Raw genomic sequence first — 19,614 nt, forward strand, 5'->3', positions numbered from 1 at the left:
GTTTTTATCTTCATCTGGTGATTTCAAAAAAATAATGTTAAAGATGCTACATGACTTTGAATATCACTACAATTCACGAAGCCGATGATCCACGTTTAGAAGCTTACCGTAATATTCGTGAAAAAGATCTCGTTGGACGACAGCATCAATTTATTGCTGAAGGAAAAGTGATATTATTATCATTGCTGCGCTCAAAAGAATTTTCTACCTTATCATTGCTTGTTGTTGCAGCACGCCTTCTAAGTATTATGCCCATTTTAAAAGAAACAAAACCAACATGCCCTATTTATTGCGTTCCGCAAAAAATCATGGATGATATTGCTGGCTTTCATGTTCATCGTGGTATGCTTGGCATTGGGGAACGTAAAAAACTGCCATTATTAAAAGAGTTTTTACAAAATCTTCCCGAAAAAGCTTTGATTTCAGTTTTATGTGGCATCTCTAATCATGATAATATGGGAGCTATTTTTCGTAATGCAGCTGCTTTTGCTAGTACTGGTATTATCATTGATAAAACTTCATGTGATCCTCTTTACAGAAAATCAATCAGAGTTTCTGCTGGCGCAGCTTTAAACGTACCCTATACACAAGGAGATGATATTGATAGCATTGTAACAGCTTTAAGTAATGCGAATTTTCATCTTTACGCGCTTTCCCCTTCTGCTTCCCGTTATCTTAAAGATGCAAAAGCAACAAAACACACAGCACTTATTTTTGGAACAGAAGGCAATGGTTTACCAGCACATATTCTACAAAAATCAGAAACTTTGCGGATTCCTATGGCTTATGGATTTGATAGCATTAACGTTGCCACAGCATCGGGTCTTGCCCTGGCACATTTTGCTGATTTTGATAAACTGAATTAAGATATTAACATTTCAAATTATCAAATGATATTCTGTTTATCGTTATATATTTATTTACGGACAAAGGCCGTTTCATCTCTGAAAAAGGGAGAAGTTTTCGTTTTCAAATTGCATAAAACTCTCTTCAACATTTTTTCAGTGTCAGCTGCACGTTCTGCACATGTAATAAATCCACCTCCAAGAACACGCGCTTCATGGCTACTATCATTATAAAGAACGCAAGCTTGACCTGGTGCGACACCACTCTCACTCTCCAATAAATCCACAAAAAATAATCCTTGTTTATAATGTAAACGTGCTGAGCGTGGAGGACACGTCGAACGAACCTTTACTGCGACATCAATACCATCAAGAGGAAAATTATCTAACTGTTCATCACCAAGCCAATTCACATCACGTAAAAAAAGTTTACGTGTTTCCAACATCTCACGTGGGCCGACAATAACGCATGCATTTTCTACATCAAGATAAATTACGTAAAGTGCTTCACCAGTTGCAACGCCAATTCCACGACGCTGGCCAACAGTATAATTAACAATTCCTGAATGTTCTCCCAAAATCTGTCCATCAATATGCACAATAACTCCAGGATTTGCAGCCTCTGGACGTAACTTTGTAATAACGTCAGAATATTTTCCTTGTGGAACGAAACAAATATCCTGACTATCATGTTTATTAGCAACAACTAAACCCATTTCGGCGGCTATTTCACGCACATGCTCCTTTGAAAGATCACCTAATGGAAAGCGTAAATAATCGATTTGTTCTTGCGTCGTAGCAAACAAAAAATAACTCTGATCACGATCAGCATCAAGAGAACGAAATAATGCCCGATGCGCCCCATGAAGACGACTACGAATATAATGACCTGTTGCTAAAGCATCTGCACCTAACTCATACGCAGTTGTTAACAAATCAGCAAATTTAACAGTTTGATTGCAAGCAACACATGGAATGGGTGTTTCTCCATGCGCATAGCTTTCTGCAAAAGGATTAATCACAGCCTCGCGAAATCGTTCTTCATAATCAAGAATATAATGAGGCACACCCAAAGTTTCTGCTACACGACGCGCATCTTCAATATCTTGTCCTGCACAGCAGGCACCTACACGATGTGTTGCAGCACCGTGATCATATAACTGCAATGTGATCCCCACTACATCATAACCTTCTTTTTTTAAGAGGCCTGCAACAACTGACGAATCAACTCCTCCAGACATCGCAACAACAATACGAGAATTTTCAGGATACCCTGGCAAATCAAGACTATTCAAACGCATACATTTACTCTCTATTTTTTAAATGCCTGCTCAATATTATGCATTATAATTCATTTATATTATTTTTTTGTCTTTCCTACAACTAACGAGTGATATCAGATTGTCACAGAAGGAGTTTAAATTAAAAAGCAATCAATTAGAATAAAAGTTCTTTTATCAAAAATGACTATAAAGATTATAGCACATTGTTTATTTATAATATCTACAACTGATTTTATTAATTTTCTCTTTTAACAAGTTTAGTTCTTTTTTAAAACTCATGTATTATATTAAGGTATCTAACTCTTGAATATTACAGTAGAAAATATAATGACTGATTTGATAAAACCACAAATGAAATATGTTATTGGTCCGGATGGGAATCCACTAACAATTACTGACTTACCACCCAAAACAACAAAGCGTTGGGTTATCCGTCGCAAAGCTGAAGTTGTTGCAGCTGTGAGAGGTGGATTATTAAGCCTGGATGAAGCGTGTCAACGTTATACTTTAACCGTAGAAGAATTTCTTTCATGGCAAAGTTCGATTGATGAGCACGGTTTGGCTGGATTACGGACAACTAAAACTCAACAATATAGGCATTAGGGAATAATGTCGGTCCAAAATTTTATTTCAAAATAAGCCATGCTTAAAAAGCATGGCTTATTTTTTCCTTCAGCATATAAAATTTAAAGATCTGTATAGAATCTTTAGTTTTAACTATCCAACCATCGAGTGGAGTTCAGAAAAAGTGTGCTGATCATCTGTTACTGGCCTATCACCATTCTTTTCAAGCATTTGCGCACGTTGAAGCTCTGTATCAATTTCTTTTAAGGTAATTTTAGCATTTGTTTTCTGCAACTTTAAATCACGAATCGAATCTGTGAGATTATCACGCCTCTGTCGTGCTGCACGAGCAAAAGCTGAATAAGCGAAATGATGAATGTCATTATTTCCAGATCTACGCTCTTCACTAACAATTTGCTCTTCAAGTTCTAATACTATTCGTTCAAATTCTGTAATCATCATCTCAAGCTGTGCAATTTCACGGCGCTTCTCTCGCACTTGAAACATCTTTAATTGCACCATATTCTGCCGCGATTTCATACCTAAATACTCCTTAACTATACCAAAACTCAAATTAGCGCTCACATACACCCTCTACACTCTCATTTTCACTATTTTCATTGAAAACAAAAAGTAGTTTTTAAATTTCTTTAGCATTTTTAAAATACTCGGAACAGAGCCTTATTTTAAAAGCACTAACTATTCTTGCACATTATGCTTTTACTAAATCAAAGAGACTTAAATCTCGGTAAATAAATATAAAAATTTTAAAATAATTTCATTAACCTCTTTCAAAAACAAAAATATTTTGTTAACCACTATCTAAGATAGTAGGGGAAACAGCGGCAATTGTTACGCGTACTGCTGAATTATTTATCAGGACTTCAGTATTAGGTATCTGATTTTATGAATTATTTTTTTTATGAACAGTAATTTTACTAACTGTTATGAAATAAAAAAAGCTCCACTTGATTCGGAAGGAGTTAGATGAGGAAATGAAATGCGCGTATTATTAATTGAAGATGATAAAACAACCACTAAAAGTATCGAATTGATGCTAAAATCAGAAAACTTTAATGTTTACATTACTGATCTAGGTGAAGAAGGTATCGATCTAGGGAAACTCTATGATTACGATATCATTTTGCTTGATCTGAATCTTCCTGATATGTCAGGCTATGATGTCTTACGAACCTTAAGACTAGAAAAAATAAAGACTCCCGTGCTTATTCTTTCTGGTATGGGAGATATTAAAGATAAAGTTCGTGGTTTTGGCTTTGGTGCTGATGATTACATGACTAAACCTTTCCATAAAGATGAATTAATTGCGCGTATTCATGCTGTTGTACGCCGCTCTAAAGGTCATGCACAATCAATTATCACTACTGGCGATCTTACTATTAATCTTGATGCTAAAACAGTTGAAGTTGCAGGTCATCCTGTTCATCTCACAGGAAAAGAATACCAAATGCTCGAGCTTCTATCTCTACGCAAAGGTACTACACTAACCAAAGAAATGTTTCTCAATCATCTCTATGGTGGCATGGACGAACCTGAACTCAAAATTATTGATGTCTTTATCTGCAAACTGCGGAAAAAGCTAGATGCAGTATCTTCTGGCGTCAATTATATCGATACAGTTTGGGGACGTGGCTACGTATTACGTGATCCCATTAAAGAAAACATACGAAAAACTGCTTAAGTGATAAGACTTATAACTATTAAAATCTCGGATATCAAATGCTGAGATTTTTTTTGTTGTCTATCAAGAAAAATTCTACAATTGTCATTTATCAAGCAGCATTTCGCTGTCTTATTTTAATTTTAGTATAATGAAAAATTTCATTCTATTCAGAATTTCTTTATACTTTCTAAAATAATGCAGTCACTGGTTTCATGTATGCTTATTTTCATAGCTGTTATCTCAGCAAGTAATACCGTATAATATAATTGAGCAACACGTGCATCAACTAGCTCTTTCGGCATTGTTCCGTTATATAATTCAATAAAATGAGAAGGGACACGTAACATTTTACCACAAATTTTGAAGCGAAATAAACGTTGATCTGTATCTTGTAAAATTACAACACCTATTTCACCACCTTGAACAACCGTTGCATTTGCAATCAATAATAAATTTAGCAAAAGCTTAACTTCATCTTTTGGTAGAAGAAAAGAAGCAGCTTGCCACTTCAAAACTGCTTTTTCTTCTTTCATATATTGTTGAGACACCTGTTCAGCAAAACTCGTATCTATTTTGTCCTCTATCCCTCCTATAGATCCAAAAGCCATCCGCGCAAATTGTAAACGTGCAGAAGCATTTGCAACAGATAGACGTACTAATTGCAAAGCATCTTCATCAGCATTTCCTTCATCATAAAGTTCCATAGCATTTTGAATAGCACCAATAGGAGAAATTAAATCGTGACAAATACGACTACAAAGCAAAGCAGCCAGATCAGTCGACTTCAAAGAAACAGCTAACGTCATATTTATTATAGCTCCTCAATTCTGAATCTTTTCAACTGCAACCTTTAACACCTAATGCATGTACAGAAATTTAACAATCACATTAAAATCTTTTTTTAGGAATAAATTTAAGAATTTAAATAACTTTATGCTTTATTTTCTATTTATTGGATAAATATTATAATTCTATCCTCTTGTATATAATTAATAAAAATTAAAAGAGATAAATCCCATGGCACACTCTCCCTTATCACGTTGGTATATGAATATTGTATTCTTTACGTCCCTTTTATTTATAATAACAAATATAGCAAATGCCCAGCTCACACCAATAGAAGAGAATAATCAAAATTTCTCATTACAAGAAATTATTGCTTCTGGTCATAATTTTTTTGGTAAAACAACAGGAAGCATAGCCACCGCAATTGAAAATATTTTTTCACGATATGGACATCCAAATGCTTATATTTTAGGAGAAGAAGCATCTGGAGCTTTTTTTGCTGGATTAACTTATGGTGAAGGAAAAATCTTCACAAAAAATTATGGCCAACATAAAATTTTTTGGCAAGGTCCATCTTTAGGATGGGATTTTGGCGGTCAAGGATCCCGTTTAATGATCTTAGTTTATGATCTTGATAAGATAAATAATTTATGGGGACGCTATGGAGGTATTTCGGGTTCGGCCTATTTAATTGCAGGTGTCGGCTTTCATGTTCTTAAAAGGAACAATACTCTGTTAATTCCGATACGCACAGGCGTTGGTGCACGCCTTGGCATCAATATGGGATATTTAAAATTAACACCTGCGCCAACGTGGAACCCATTTTAAAACTGTTACTGAAAAGAGGCATTATGTTTACCCAATCAATTCTTTTTTTCATTCTCGGAATTGCAACTATTTCTTGGTTGTTAGTCCTTGTTTCCCCTCTCATTTGGCGTAAAATGCTTCATTTTGCATACCAGTCTGTTTCTGCAAAAATTCCGTTATCACTTATTGAAGTACAAGCAAATCACAACTTTCTTTGTGCCCAGCATGCTGTAGAGTTAGCACGTCATACACAAAGATATGATTCTTTACAAAAGAAATATGCTCAACTAAAAATACAACTTAGTCCCCAACAAGAACAGCTTTGCCCTTCATATTTTTCCGAGCAGTGTACTTCTCTTCTCTCTACTAAAATAGAATCAGTAGAAAAAGAAAACAACATCCTTGCAAAAAATACTTTTATAAAGGAAACTAAAGCTATGCACGAAAAAATAGCACATTATAAAAAACGTCTAAAAAACATTCAAATCGATGAGCTTGATACTGCTGCTAAAGATCAATTATTGCATGAATTATGCGAAGAAACAAAAGAATTAGCAGCCACGTTAGCGGCTCATATCGCCGTAAAAGAAGGTAAAAACTCATCTATTAATAAATTAACTAAAGACTCTAAAAACAAAAACGATCTTGCATCTTATATTCGCAAAAAAGTTGCTAATATTGAAAAATTAAATCATAGCTAAATAATAAAAGATATCCTTGATAAGCCGATGACTAAAAGAACAACGACTGACATAATTGATTAATATAAATGCCATGAAAACTTTGTCATTATGAGCTCGCACTATCAACAATAGCCAATTTGCAAATAATAAACTCTTATTATTCAAGTTTTAGCTGCAAAACAGTGTATTTTTTTTTATAATTTTTTCTTATTTTAATTTTTTTTCAATCCTTCAGAATATACAATGTTATCAAAATATTAGTAATAATAATAAGATGTTTATGTTTTTCTTCATACTGACATAGATATTTGTTGTTTCTTTTTCTATGAATAATACTATACTTCTCACTTCCATAATCCGCTTGATATCAGCCTCATAAGTGGAAGCATGTATAAAATCATTAATAGATATGTAAAACATGAAAAACGATATAGACTAAAATAATCAAAATCTCATAATATGATATATTATATAAATAGAGCGATTCTTCTACAGATTTTACGCACTATAAAAATCTCTTATACATTGAATAATTTTATCTTGATTACTTTGAGATAAATAAGGATGCATAGGTAAACTTAAGACACAACTTCCCAAATATTCAGAAACAGAAAGAGAATCTTTTACATAGGAGAAATTTTTATAAGCTGGTTGTAAATGTAATGGAGTATTATAATAAATCATTGTAGGAACACTATTTTTTTGTAAATATGCTTTTAACTGATCGCGATTTTTTACCTTAATAGTGTATTGTGCATAAACACAACGAATATTTTCTTTCACTTCTGGAACTGCCACAATATCTTTTAAATTCTCAGAATAACGTTGTGCAATTGCTGCACGTTTTTCTATCTCATCTTCAAAAATAACAAGCTTTTCTAACAAAATTGCGGCTTGAATTGTATCTAATCGTGAATTTATACCAATACGTACATTGTCATATTGCGTTTTACCTTTACCATGAAATAGTATTGAACGTAAAAGAGCTGCCATATCATCATCATTGGTCATCATAGCTCCCCCATCGCCATAACACCCTAGAGGTTTTGCTGGATAAAAACTAGTTGCTGCAACGTCACCAAAAGCCCCACACATAACATTGCCACTTTTACCACCTATCGACTGAGCAGTATCTTCAATAACAAGAAGATCTTCCTTTTTAGCTACTAGAGAAATTTGATCATAATCAGCAGGAAGCCCAAATAAATCAACAGCAATAATAGCTTTTGGTTTAAGACGTCCCTCTTGTTTAACCATTTCGATTGCTTCACAAAGTTTATCAACATCAATATTGAATGTATCAGATTTTACATCAACAAACACAGGCTCTGCTCCCACCAAAGCCGCAACTTCTGCAGTTGCAGAAAAAGTAAAGCTAGGACAAAAGACAGCATCACCTGGACCAATATTTTTAGCCATAAGAGGCATCATCAATGCATCTGTTCCATTAGCACAAGCAATAACATGTTTAACACTAAGATAGTCTGCTAACTTTTCTTCAAATTCTGTTACTTTCGGTCCTAAAATATACTGACCACTAGCTATAACATGTGCAATTGCAGCATTAATTTTATCTTCGATGCGCGCATGCTGCGCTCTAAGGTCAATGAATTGCATATTAACTCCGTTGATAATCAGAACAATATGAAAGTATACTTCATTTTATCCATAATGATCGGTACTAGCTGCAGTTAAAACTTTCAAAATAGCGATAGCATCTTTTCCATTTGTACGAGGCGATTGGCGTGTCTCAATACAATTTAGAAAATGCTGCAATTCGTAGGTAAGCGGTAAACCTTCACAAATATCAATATAATTTATCTTATCAGCCTTAGAAATCCATTTTTTATTCTCCTGCCAAACAGAAAAACGGTGAAATGCTAATTTGCGATTCCACGGTTCCATATCATCGAATACAAGCATAGCCTTTGTCCCAACAACTGTTAAGCGCCTTTCACAGTAAGGATTAAGACGTGAAGTAAAAAGGTGACTACGTATACCATTTGGAAATATCATATGAACATGTGCAAAATCAGAAAGCTGGTTAATTACTGCAGATCCTTCTCCATGCACCTGAGCAGGTTCACATTTTGTTAAAGCTAAAATCATTGAAAGATCATGGGGTGCAAGGTCCCATAAAGCACTACTTTGTGTATGAAATTTACCAAAGCCTAACCGATGAGAATAAATATAACGAATATCCCCTAACACTTCTTGCTCTATTAACTCGCATAATTTTTCAAAGGCAGGGTGAAAACATAAAATATGACCTACCATAAAAACCCGCCCATATTCATTAGCAATCTGAACTTGAAGTTCAGCATCAGCTACATTCAAAGCAATTGGTTTTTCAACCAAAACATCCTTACCATTCTTAAGAGCCCGTAGTGCATTTTCTGTATGAAATTGTGGAGGTAGAGCTAAAACAAGCGCATCAATCTCTTTATGAGTAAAAAGCTTATCGGGTGTAATAGCTAGAACACCATATGTACTTGCAAAATGCGCAGCGCGATTGAAATCAGCATCAGAAACCGCTGCTAAAACTCCAAGATTTTGAAGGGTCTGTATATGATTTTTACCCCAATAACCGCACCCTAAAACCGCTACACGTGGCGCCATTTCTTATGCCTTATTCTGTCAATAATATAAGATTCATACTTTCACTCATTCCATATCCGGGATGAAATAGAATAACAAGAGAAAAGCTTAAAAACGATGCTTGACATCTCACTATTCTACCTTTTAGTATCCGCCGAAGATAAAATGACTTATAAGATTTATCTATTTTGGCGGAGTAGCTCAGTAGGTTAGAGCAGAGGAATCATAATCCTTGTGTCGGGGGTTCGAATCCCTCCTCCGCTACCGATGTTTGTTTTATGACATTTTTTAGAAAATTTTTCATTATATAATTCTATTAATTCTACTGAATATTATAAATAACTTTTTATAATCAATGAATAGAAATCAAGAAGAAATATATAAATTCTTCTCAAAAAAATTACTAAGAAAAATTCTATAGCAATACTATCCTTTAATCACTCAAGGACTTAATGTAATTATATTAGAGAAAAGATAATGACAAAAACATAATCATAGAAAAATAAATCATTATTTTGCATTTTTTTATTTTCAATTTTAATAAGAAAATTGTTACAAGCAGTATCATCACAATAATAATACTAGTTGTTCAGAATTGATTGTTTAGATTTGTAATAAAGCCATGTGTAATCGTATACACAGGACATAACCTTATCATTAAAATTGTAACTTCTTACCCTATATTTTTTAAATACCGAGCTTTGGAAAGAGCTATCTAAGAAAGAAAGTTGGCCTCTTCATAATACTTATAATGTTTTCTCTTCTTTATGAACAATAACCTCAATACTGGATTTAAAAAACATTGTTGTATAGTCATTTTTTGAGTGTAAGCGACGCAAATCGTTGTTGCTTAGCTCTTCAATAATCATACCTTTGTGCATAATCCCAACACGTTCACATATATGTGCAATAACAGCAAGATCATGAGAAACCATTAAATAAGTCAAGCGTTTTTCTTTTCGTAATGATTTTAATAAATTTAAAATTTCAGCCTGCACTGATACATCCAATGCAGATGTTGGTTCATCAAGTAACAAAACTGCTGGTTCAATAATCAAAGCACGAGCAAGAGCAACACGCTGACGTTGACCTCCAGATAACTCGTGTGGATAACGATAAAAAAATGAAGAACCTAAACCAACAGAATCCAAAACATCATTTATCCGTTCTTTTTTATTGTCCATGTTATGGATCGAAAGAGCTTCAGAAAGAGCAGTATAAATCATTTTTCTTGGATGAAGTGATGCATAAGGATCTTGAAAGACCATTTGAATACGACGTAGAAAAGCCTTGTCTTTTTTCTGTGATACTTCTTTTCCATCAAAAATGAAACGTCCACTAGAACAGGGAACCAATCCAACTAATGCATTCAAAATAGTTGATTTACCGCACCCTGATTCACCAATCAAACCATAAGCCTCACCGCGTCTAATATAAAAATTGACATTTTTTACAACCGGCGCTGCTCGATAACCACGTCCAAAAGTCACAGATAAATCAGAAACCTCAACAATATTTTCATAATTGGTCATGCTAACCTCTTTCAACACCATTAACAATCGTAGGTCCATGTAACCAACTAGGATCCCTCTCAGGAACAGCTAAAACATCAACTGGATTATCAAGCCGTGGCAAACTTGCTAACAAAGCTTTTGTATAGGGATGACATGCATGAGACAAATCAGATGCTGACAATTCTTCCAATATACGACCAGCATACATTACTAAAACGCGATCACAAAAATTAGCAATCATATTCAAATCATGACTAATGAAAATAAGTCCCATTCCAAATTTTGTTACAAGCTCATCCAACACCATTAAAACTTGCAATCTAACTGTGATATCAAGTGCAGATGTTGGCTCATCAGCAATAATTAAATCAGGCTTTGAAATAAGCATCATAGCAATCATAACCCGCTGTCCCATTCCACCTGATATTTCATGAGGAAATAATCGCATAACATGTTCAGGATTACGAATATGAACAGATTCTAACATAGAAATTGTCTGTTCCCATGCATCCATTTTTGAAACACGATAATGAACACGGTAAGCTTCTATGATCTGATCCCCAATTCGTATTAACGGATTAAGTGAATATTTTGGATCTTGTAAAATCATTGCAATACGTTTTCCCCGAATAGTACGCATCTGAGATTCATTCGCAGATAATAAGTCTATATCATCAAAACGCATTTTTTTAGCTTTAACGATTGCTGACTTCGGATTTAGTTTTAAAATCGCACGTCCAGTGATTGATTTTCCAGATCCAGATTCTCCAACAATTCCAATTTTTTCTTTCCCAGCAGAAAAGCTAACACCACGCACAACATCTGAAATGCCACCTGTTATAGGAAATGAAATGCATAAATCTTCTATCTCTAATAATTTTTTATCCATTACGCGGATCCAATATATCACGAAGTCCATCGCCCAAAAGATTAAAAGCAAGGCTTGTAAGCAATATTGCACAACCAGGAACTGCTGCCAACCACCAACTTGTCATCATAAATTCACGACCAGTTGAAAGCATAGCCCCCCATTCAGGACTGGGTGGCTGAGCGCCTAATCCTAAAAAACCAAGACCTGCAGCCGTTAAAATAATCGCAGACATATTCAATGTTAACCGTACAATTACAGATGGAATACACATTGGTGCAATATGGAATAGAATAATTCGACAAGAAGATGCTCCTTGTAGACGAACGGCGGAAACGTAATCAGACGAGCGTATTGTCAGAGTTTCAGCACGTGCTAAGCGTGCAATTGGTGGCCATGCTGCAATTGAAATCGCAATTGCAGCATTTTCAATACCTGGCCCTAAAGCAGCTGAAAAAGCAAGTGCTAAAATCAAACTTGGAAAAGCAAGAAAAATATCAACAATGCGCATCAAAATAGTATCAACCCATCCTCCTACATATCCAGCTGTCGTCCCTACAATGAGGCCTATAGGTGCCACAATAATCGTAGTTAAAAAAACAATATAAAGGGTAATACGCATACCAAAAATTAAGCGACTAAAAATATCACGTCCTAACTCATCTGTTCCCAAATAATGCGATGTAGATGGTGGAAGAAGTCGATGAGCAAGATCATTGTTTACAATATCATGGGTAGCAATCCAAGGTGCAAAAATCGCACACAAAATAACAGAAAAAATAATAACAAAACCCAATAAAGCAGAAATATTATGAAAAAACCTAATTAATAAGTGATAAAATTTCTGTATATTCGCCTGAATAACTGAATGTGGAACAGGCTCATTTAACCAATGTCTTAATTGTGATTTATTCTCGTGCAATATTGCCATAATTTAACGTGTCCTTGGATCAAAGATATTATAAAGTAAATCAGAAAATAAATTAATAACAATAAAGAAGCACCCTATAAGTAATGTACAGGCTACAACCGCATTCATATCACCTGCTAAAAGGGCATTAGTTAAATAACGTCCAAATCCAGGCCAAGCAAAAACGGTTTCTGTTAAGACAGCGCCTTCTAATAAAAAAGCATAAGAAAGTCCAACGACAGTAACAATTTGAACAGCAGCATTGCGCAAAGCATGCTTCCAAACCGTTTGTCGCCATGATAATCCTTTAACACGTGCAGTAATAATATATTCTTGATTTAGCTGTTCAATCATAAATCCACGAGTCATACGACTAATATAAGCCATAGCACCAAAAGCTAAAATTAAAGCAGGCATAATAATATGACTGAAAACGTTGCCAAAAGCTTCCCACTGCCCTTGCATTGCAGTATCCAAAAGAAAAAATCCCGTTTTAACTTCAAAAGAATATTCATAAATAAAATCAATACGTCCTGGACCACCAATCCAATTGAGCTTAGCGTAAAACACCAATAATGCCATCAAGCCAAGCCAAAAAGTTGGCGTTGAATAAATACACAATGTAAAAAGACGTACAAAATAATCAGTGGGTGAATTACGATACATTGCTGCAACGATACCCAATGGAATACCAAAGCTTGTACCAATAATAATAGCAACTGTTGCTAATTCCAGCGTTGGAGGAAATACGTGCATGATATCTGCTAAAATAGGACGCCCTGAAATCAAAGAAGCCCCAAAATCAAACAAAAAAATATTTTGAAGATAGGTCCAATATTGGATAATCAATGGCTGATCGAGGCCCAAGCGATAGAACATTTTATCATAAGCTTCTTGACTGATATTATCTCCAAGAATAGCAATAACAGGATCTAAAGGAAGAAGGCGACCAATAAAAAAAGTAATTGTTATTAAACCAATTAACGTAATAAATACCGAAATCAAAAGCTTAAAAATTTTCAAAAAAAAGACCCATATATAAAAATTTTTCTGATTTGGTAATACTGCTATATCCGTTTTTGACAATGATGAAATTATCATAATATTCCCCTACTCACTTATGAGACATAAGTCTGGTGATATTTCCCACCACACAGTCAAAAAAATTTTAACCATACATCACATATGACTTCATTCATCATTTGATTGCATATATTTTTCAGCTTTATCATAATAAAGCCTGAAACTATTCCAGACCCATTTTTTCACTGCAGGCCCTACCCCAATAGTATAATAGGTCTGGAATAAATAAGCCATAGGACCGTGATTTAAAATATAATTTTGTAGTTCCCGATACTGTTCAAAGCGTTTATTTTTATCTTCTTCGAATAAAGCATCCATCACCATCTTATTTGCCTTTGCATCATAATATCCAACCCGCCAAGCCAAATGCATATTATGCGGTTTAGTGAATGTTGGATCAGGGTTAAAAACATGATTCCATGAAGATGCATGTCCATCAGGATCAGCTGTATTCCAACTCATAATAGCAATATCATAATTTCCACCGCGAACGCGGCTTAATAATTGAGATTGTGACATTTTTTCAATGGTAAGTTCAATGCCAATTTTATGTGCATTTTCTTGAATAATCTGCGCAACAGATGACATATAGGACAAACTACCAATTAAAAGATTAGCCTTAAAGCCATTTACATAGCCCGCCTCATTAATTAACTGTTTTGCTTTTTTCAAATCCAGCTTAAATGGCACACCCTCTTTTTCATCTAAAGCGCCTGGTATCCCCAAGGGCATATAACTTGCACGAGGAATAGCAATTCCTTTTAAAACAGTTTCACCGAGAATATCATAATCGATTAGATAACGAAATGCCAAACGTACTTTTTCATCGGCAAAAATTACATTCTTATTATTCAATGAAAGATAAACAGACTGTGGACGCAAAACACGATGAATTGCAAGAGGCCCTTCTTGTTTCTCAATATCCAATATATCCTCTGAAGAGAGATCGCGGGATATATCTACAACACCCTTTTCCAAAAGGAATCTCTGACTCGTTGATTCAGCTACATGAAATATTAAAATCTGCTCAATTTTTGGCTTTTCTCCCCAATAATGTTGTGCTGCCTGTAAAACAACCCGCTCTCCAGGAGACCAACGCACTAATTTATAAGGACCGACACAAGCTGAATGAGTAGCTAAATATTTATTTCCCATATCATCATTAACAGCATGCATTTCGAGTTTCTGCCGATCAAGCAAAGCAGAGGCATAAGATTGCCCAATTACAGTCAATATAAGACGTAGAGGATAAACTTTATCAAATTGCATTTGTAACGTTTTATCATCAAGAGCTTGGATATTTGTTTTAACATTATCTTTAGTAAATCCATAATCTTTTAAAGATTGAGCGTAACCCAATCCTAACTTAACAACCCGTTGCATTGACCAAGCAAGATCTTGTGCAGTAGCTAATCTTCCATCATCAAATTTTAAATCATCACGAAGATGAAAAATGATTTTTCTCCCGTCATCTAAAACATCCCAAGATTTGGCCATGGCAGGCTGAATTTCTGTAAAGTTATGTGGATCATACTGTACCAATGCACTGCAAATATTAGTTAATAATTCACTCGTTACTACTTCCACAGATTGTGCTGGATCAAAACTGGTGATTGAATCAATATTCCATGCCATCGTCAATGTATTTTTAGGTGATGCATGCAGCATTATTGGCATTAATCCACTAAAAAAAACAATTAATCCTAATAAAGCACAAATTCTCTTAAATATTTTCTTATATAGCCATTCTGTTTCCATTTTGTATTTTACTTCACCCTTTCAAACAAACCCCAATGATGACTTTTCAATTATAATACAGCACTTTATTCTTATTTTCCTATGTATAGAGAAATATACTTTTACTCCATTTCCCTAATTACCTGTCCTTTATATTTCACATAACCCAATATGCATTTATTTTTCAATTGCATGATAGAAAACGCGCGGTGCACTATTCCAAACCCATTTTTTAATAACAGGGGAGATGGCTATTATATTATATTTCTGATATAGAAAAGCATAAGGTCCTTTTTGCATAAATTTGTTTTGTAAATCAACATATCTTTGCACTCGTTTTGCTTCATCTTTTTCAAATAAAGCGTCTTGAACTTGTTGATTCATCTCTTCATCAAAATACCCATGTTGCCAACTAGGATAAGCTGTATTTTTAGCTTCAAACCGATTATCAGGGTTGTAAACAATCCGTGAAGCTGTCGTATGAGGATCTAGAGATTCACTATTCCATCCCAGTATAACCGTTTCAAAAGCACGTGCAGAAACTTTTGAAAAAAGCTGTGTTCCTGCAAGACGATTAATTTTAAGACGGATACCAACTTTTGCTGCATTATCTTGAATAGTTTGAATAATCTGTAAAGAATTAGAAAACCCTATAAGAACACTTATTTCAAATCCATTTGGATACCCTGCTTCAGTTAAAAGCTGTTTAGCTTTCTTAAGATCAAGCTTAAAAGGCAATCCTTCCTTTTCATTTAAAGCACCTAGACTTCCGATAGGCATAAAACTAGCACGAGGAATACCAACACCCTTCAACACTGTTTTGCCAAACCCTTCATAATCGATGAGATAACGCATAGCCAAACGCACTTTTTCATGGGCTAAAATAGGATGTGTCATATTAAATCCCCAATAAAACATCCCTGGCTGCAATTTTCTTTCAATCCTAACATTTGCTTTTTTTTCAAGATCTTCTAAGATCTCTACCGTCAAATCACGTGCTACATCGACATCTTTTTTTTCTAGTAACAAACGTTGTGTACTTGGCTCAGCAACATGACGAATCAGAACTTTTTTGAGTTTCGGCTTTTCTCCCCAATAATGAGGATTAGCCCCCAACAACACTGCTTCCCCTGCACGCCACTTTATTAACTGATAGGGTCCAACACAAGCAGAATGAGTCGTTAGATATTGGCTTCCCATATCACCATTCTTCTCGTGTTTTATAATTGTTTCACGATCAAGTAAAAGAGCAGAAAGATTAGCAGCAATATTATTAAGAATGAGCTCTGCTGGATATGGTTTATCAAATTTCATCACAACAGTTTTTTCATCTAGCGCTTGAATAGCAGTATCAAATGTTTCTTGGTTAATACCATACTCTTTAAATGCCGTTGCGCCTGCCATATCCAATTTAATAATCCGTTTCATACTCCAAACAAGATCACTAGCACTAGCAGATCGACCATCAGCAAACTTTAAATCATCGCGCAAATGAAAAGTAATTACTGTATTATTCTCGCCAGAAACATCCCAACTCTTTGCTAAACTAGGGACAATTTTAGTTGCATTATCGGGAGAAGAATCAACCAAGCTAGAGCAAATATTGAGAATAATTTCGTGACTATAAACATCATTTATTTGTGCTGGATCAAACGTCTTGATTGCATCAAGATTCCATGCCATTATGAACGTATCAACAGGTACTTTCGCTAGTGTTTTTTGCCAAAAGATGTTCATAAATATAAGAATAGAAACAAAAAAACAGCTCGCTTTAAATACACTCTTTTTCACATCCATGGACTTTCCTTACAGAATTTTATTATATATATCAGCTACTTACTTTAAATCAGTGAATTCACATCAGAAAATTTCGATTAAAAGCTATTTAACTTTTAAAGACCAAACTAAAAAAAGCAAGCCCTCTTTGCATTCAAAGTTTTCAAAATTCTATAAAAATACAGAATACCAATCCCTCGGACCACTTTTCAAGACTAACACAATCAAAAGATAAAAGACAACTCAATGCATTTTATTCATTTAAAATAGATTCTATCATTAAGATCTAATACACCCTCCATAAACAGCCCAATATTAGTTTCTCCATATTATTTCGTATTATAAAAATTTTACAACAGTACTTAAATATTTTACAAATTTATCGACAAAAACATCCTTCAAGATGATCATTAACGATCCCTACTGCCTGCATAAAAGCGTAACAAGTAATAGGACCAACAAATGTCCAACCACGCTTTTTTAAATCTTTAGAAAGACGAATAGACGTAGGAGTTACAGAATTAGTTTTCCATATCTGAAAATCTGTCTTTCCATATCTTTCAAACTGTAGTGGCTGAAAAGACCAAAAATAACTAGATAAACTATTCCATTCTGCTATAATTTCCTGGGCTTTAAGAGCATTATTGACAACTGATCTAATCTTACCTGGATGGCGAATAATGCCTTTATCTTGCATTAATATTTCTATTTTTTCTTCATCATACTGTGCAATCTTTTCAAAATCAAAATAATCAAAAGCATGATGAAAATTGGATATTTTTCTTAAAACTGTTAACCAAGAAAGTCCTGCTTGAAAACCTTCAAGACATATTTGTGCAAACAAACGACGATCATCAAAAACAGGTTTACCCCATATATCATCATGATAAGCGCAATAAAGTGGGTCAGTCCCTACCCACGAACAACGAATTTTTCCATCCTTCCCCATAAGAAGACCTTCATCAAGCATGAACATTCACCATATCAAAAAAGCGTTCCTTGATCATCTTTCTGCCGCTTTAATTGCTTAGAATTGGGAGAATTTTTAGAAACAGAATTACAGGTTGAAACATTAACTTCACCATCAAAAAATCGTAAGCTTATCTGTCCTGTTCTAGGGAACTGTACTAATCGTTTAATTGGGTTGTTTTCTTGCCCTAAAGCTAAAACAAAACCACGCTCTAAAATACTTTGATAAGATGTACTTTTTAAAAGTCTAAATGCCATTTCTATTTGGACACGTTGTTTTTCAACATTACGTAAAAAAGCGTGATGAAGACGTACTGTATACTCTTTTGTATTTTGTTGGGCTTTTTTAGTATTCAACAAACGTGGGGAAAGCCGGATAACAAGTGTATAAAAACAAAAACGTTTTTTATCATAGTTAACACAAAGAGCGCGTTGCAACCGACTCGAAATTTCATCAAAGTTACGCCGCGGCAAAGCAAATAACTGATCAACAGTAGGAAGACCTCGTACAACAGCGGATAATTTTTGTTTATAAAAACTAAAATAACGCGCTGATCCCACAAAAAAGCGTAAATTAAGTGAGGCTAATTGCGTTTCAAGATCTAATTTAACTGGTACAGCTCTTTCTGCTGCTCCTGTAGGAGTGGGTGCTCGCCAATCTGCAACATAATCAATGAGTGTCCAATCTGTTTCATGTCCAACTGCAGAAATAATTGGAATAGCAGATGCACTAACGGCACGCACAACTGCTTCATCATTAAATCCCCATAAATCTTCTAGACTCCCCCACCACGCGCCACAATAATAAGATCAGGTTTAGATAGAACATTCCCTAAAGGCAATGCATTAAAACCGGCAATAGCAGCGGCAACTTCTTGACCACTGGTCTCTCCCTGAACCCGTACAGGCCAAACTAAAATATGTAAAGGAAAACGATCTGATATACGATGAATAATATCACGGATAACAGCTCCTGTTGGTGATGTCACGACTCCTATAATTCGAGGCATATAAGGCAATTTTTTCTTCTTCGCATCATCAAACAAGCCTTCATCTGCAAATTTTTTCTTACGATTTTCTAAAAGAGTCATCAAAGCGCCAACCCCTGTTGGCTCAAGAGTGTCAATAATAATTTGATATTTTGATGATCCCTGATAAGTTGTTAACTTACCTACAGCAACCACTTCCATTCCTTCCTCAGGAGGAAATTGGAGCTTTTCTATTACACCTCGCCAAATAACAGCTTCTAATCGAGCTTTATCGTCTTTTAAAGCAAAATAGGCATGTCCTGAAGCGTGTACACCGCGATAACCTGATATCTCCCCACGCACTCGTACATAACCAAACTTTTCTTCAACAATACGTCTTAAAGCTCCTGCTATTTCAGAAACACTAAACTCTGCCACATTTGTTGCTACTGATTTTTCAAGAAACAAATCCATCGTATTATTCAATTCGCTTATATTGATGATAGACTAAAGTGCAGTGATAAGATTAAATATGTTGT

The 19,614-nt window shown here is 34.8% G+C and carries 17 protein-coding genes, 1 tRNA gene and 1 pseudogene; 6 read left to right on the top strand and 13 right to left on the bottom strand.

Going from position 1 to position 19,614, the window contains the following annotated elements:
* Nucleotides 1–50: 50 nt before the first annotated feature.
* The gene (locus tag BAR153v2_RS05145) at nt 51–866 is read left to right on the top strand and encodes an RNA methyltransferase (RefSeq protein ID WP_078680598.1); all 816 of its coding nucleotides are present in this window, start codon (nt 51–53) and stop codon (nt 864–866) included.
* A 50-nt stretch (nt 867–916) separates the two neighbouring features.
* Here the strand turns inward: BAR153v2_RS05145 and mnmA are convergent, their stop codons facing one another.
* Entirely contained in the window at nt 917–2,146 is a 1,230-nt protein-coding gene (mnmA, locus tag BAR153v2_RS05150) for a tRNA 2-thiouridine(34) synthase MnmA (RefSeq protein ID WP_078680599.1), read from the bottom strand.
* 309 nt (nt 2,147–2,455) lie between these two features.
* Between mnmA and BAR153v2_RS05155 the strand changes: the two genes are divergently transcribed.
* Nucleotides 2,456–2,731, top strand: coding sequence for a DUF1153 domain-containing protein (locus tag BAR153v2_RS05155; protein WP_078680600.1), 276 nt, complete (start codon nt 2,456–2,458; stop codon nt 2,729–2,731).
* Nucleotides 2,732–2,845: 114 nt separating this feature from the next.
* Here the strand turns inward: BAR153v2_RS05155 and BAR153v2_RS05160 are convergent, their stop codons facing one another.
* Nucleotides 2,846–3,232, bottom strand: a complete 387-nt coding sequence (locus BAR153v2_RS05160; RefSeq protein ID WP_078680601.1) for a flagellar export protein FliJ — start codon at nt 3,230–3,232, stop codon at nt 2,846–2,848.
* 460 nt (nt 3,233–3,692) lie between these two features.
* On the opposite strand from BAR153v2_RS05160, the gene ctrA reads away from it, so the two are divergent.
* On the top strand, nt 3,693–4,394 hold the full coding sequence (gene ctrA, locus BAR153v2_RS05165) for a response regulator transcription factor CtrA (protein ID WP_078680602.1): 702 nt from the start codon (nt 3,693–3,695) through the stop codon (nt 4,392–4,394).
* Nucleotides 4,395–4,543: 149 nt separating this feature from the next.
* Here ctrA and chpT read toward each other — a convergent pair whose 3' ends face one another.
* On the bottom strand, nt 4,544–5,182 hold the full coding sequence (gene chpT / locus BAR153v2_RS05170) for a histidine phosphotransferase ChpT (protein ID WP_078680603.1): 639 nt from the start codon (nt 5,180–5,182) through the stop codon (nt 4,544–4,546).
* A gap of 211 nt (nt 5,183–5,393) precedes the next feature.
* Between chpT and BAR153v2_RS05175 the strand changes: the two genes are divergently transcribed.
* Together BAR153v2_RS05175 and BAR153v2_RS05180 are read left to right on the top strand one after the other, a co-directional pair.
* Nucleotides 5,394–5,990 carry a DUF1134 domain-containing protein gene (locus BAR153v2_RS05175; RefSeq protein WP_078680604.1) on the top strand — a complete coding sequence of 199 codons (597 nt, stop codon included), beginning with the start codon at nt 5,394–5,396 and terminating at the stop codon, nt 5,988–5,990.
* 23 nt (nt 5,991–6,013) lie between these two features.
* Nucleotides 6,014–6,670, top strand: coding sequence for a hypothetical protein (locus BAR153v2_RS05180; protein ID WP_078680605.1), 657 nt, complete (start codon nt 6,014–6,016; stop codon nt 6,668–6,670).
* A 480-nt stretch (nt 6,671–7,150) separates the two neighbouring features.
* On the opposite strand, the gene BAR153v2_RS05185 is transcribed toward BAR153v2_RS05180, so the two are convergent.
* Complete coding sequence (locus tag BAR153v2_RS05185; RefSeq protein ID WP_078680606.1) at nt 7,151–8,269, bottom strand: DegT/DnrJ/EryC1/StrS aminotransferase family protein; 1,119 nt, start codon at nt 8,267–8,269, stop codon at nt 7,151–7,153.
* Between the two features lie 45 nt (nt 8,270–8,314).
* The gene (locus BAR153v2_RS05190) at nt 8,315–9,271 is read right to left on the bottom strand and encodes a Gfo/Idh/MocA family protein (RefSeq protein ID WP_078680607.1); all 957 of its coding nucleotides are present in this window, start codon (nt 9,269–9,271) and stop codon (nt 8,315–8,317) included.
* 169 nt (nt 9,272–9,440) lie between these two features.
* Between BAR153v2_RS05190 and BAR153v2_RS05195 the strand changes: the two genes are divergently transcribed.
* Nucleotides 9,441–9,514 (top strand) — tRNA-Met (locus BAR153v2_RS05195).
* Nucleotides 9,515–9,996: 482 nt separating this feature from the next.
* Here BAR153v2_RS05195 and BAR153v2_RS05200 read toward each other — a convergent pair.
* The 8 genes and pseudogenes from BAR153v2_RS05200 to xseA all read right to left on the bottom strand — a co-directional run bounded on the left by BAR153v2_RS05200 (nt 9,997) and on the right by xseA (nt 19,549).
* The gene (locus BAR153v2_RS05200) at nt 9,997–10,782 is read right to left on the bottom strand and encodes an ABC transporter ATP-binding protein (protein WP_078680608.1); all 786 of its coding nucleotides are present in this window, start codon (nt 10,780–10,782) and stop codon (nt 9,997–9,999) included.
* Between the two features lies 1 nt (nt 10,783).
* Nucleotides 10,784–11,653 carry an ABC transporter ATP-binding protein gene (locus BAR153v2_RS05205; protein ID WP_078680609.1) on the bottom strand — a complete coding sequence of 290 codons (870 nt, stop codon included), beginning with the start codon at nt 11,651–11,653 and terminating at the stop codon, nt 10,784–10,786.
* Nucleotides 11,646–12,563 carry an ABC transporter permease gene (locus BAR153v2_RS05210; protein ID WP_078680610.1) on the bottom strand — a complete coding sequence of 306 codons (918 nt, stop codon included), beginning with the start codon at nt 12,561–12,563 and terminating at the stop codon, nt 11,646–11,648. The genes BAR153v2_RS05205 and BAR153v2_RS05210 overlap by 8 nt, the downstream gene beginning before the upstream one ends.
* Nucleotides 12,564–12,566: 3 nt before the next feature.
* Complete coding sequence (locus BAR153v2_RS05215; RefSeq protein ID WP_078680611.1) at nt 12,567–13,643, bottom strand: ABC transporter permease; 1,077 nt, start codon at nt 13,641–13,643, stop codon at nt 12,567–12,569.
* A gap of 90 nt (nt 13,644–13,733) precedes the next feature.
* A complete protein-coding gene (locus BAR153v2_RS05220; RefSeq protein WP_078680612.1) occupies nt 13,734–15,383 on the bottom strand; it encodes an ABC transporter substrate-binding protein in 1,650 nt (549 codons plus the stop codon).
* 156 nt (nt 15,384–15,539) lie between these two features.
* Nucleotides 15,540–17,159 (bottom strand): ABC transporter substrate-binding protein, encoded by a 1,620-nt coding sequence (locus BAR153v2_RS05225; protein WP_078680613.1) that lies wholly within the window; start codon nt 17,157–17,159, stop codon nt 15,540–15,542.
* A 358-nt stretch (nt 17,160–17,517) separates the two neighbouring features.
* Nucleotides 17,518–18,108 (bottom strand): DNA-3-methyladenine glycosylase I, encoded by a 591-nt coding sequence (locus BAR153v2_RS05230; protein ID WP_198934323.1) that lies wholly within the window; start codon nt 18,106–18,108, stop codon nt 17,518–17,520.
* Nucleotides 18,109–18,122: 14 nt separating this feature from the next.
* Nucleotides 18,123–19,549, bottom strand: a pseudogene (gene xseA / locus BAR153v2_RS05235) (exodeoxyribonuclease VII large subunit).
* Nucleotides 19,550–19,614: the final 65 nt, after the last annotated feature.

It is taken from the genome of Bartonella sp. AR 15-3, from assembly GCF_002022445.1.
Taxonomy (GTDB): domain Bacteria; phylum Pseudomonadota; class Alphaproteobacteria; order Rhizobiales; family Rhizobiaceae; genus Bartonella.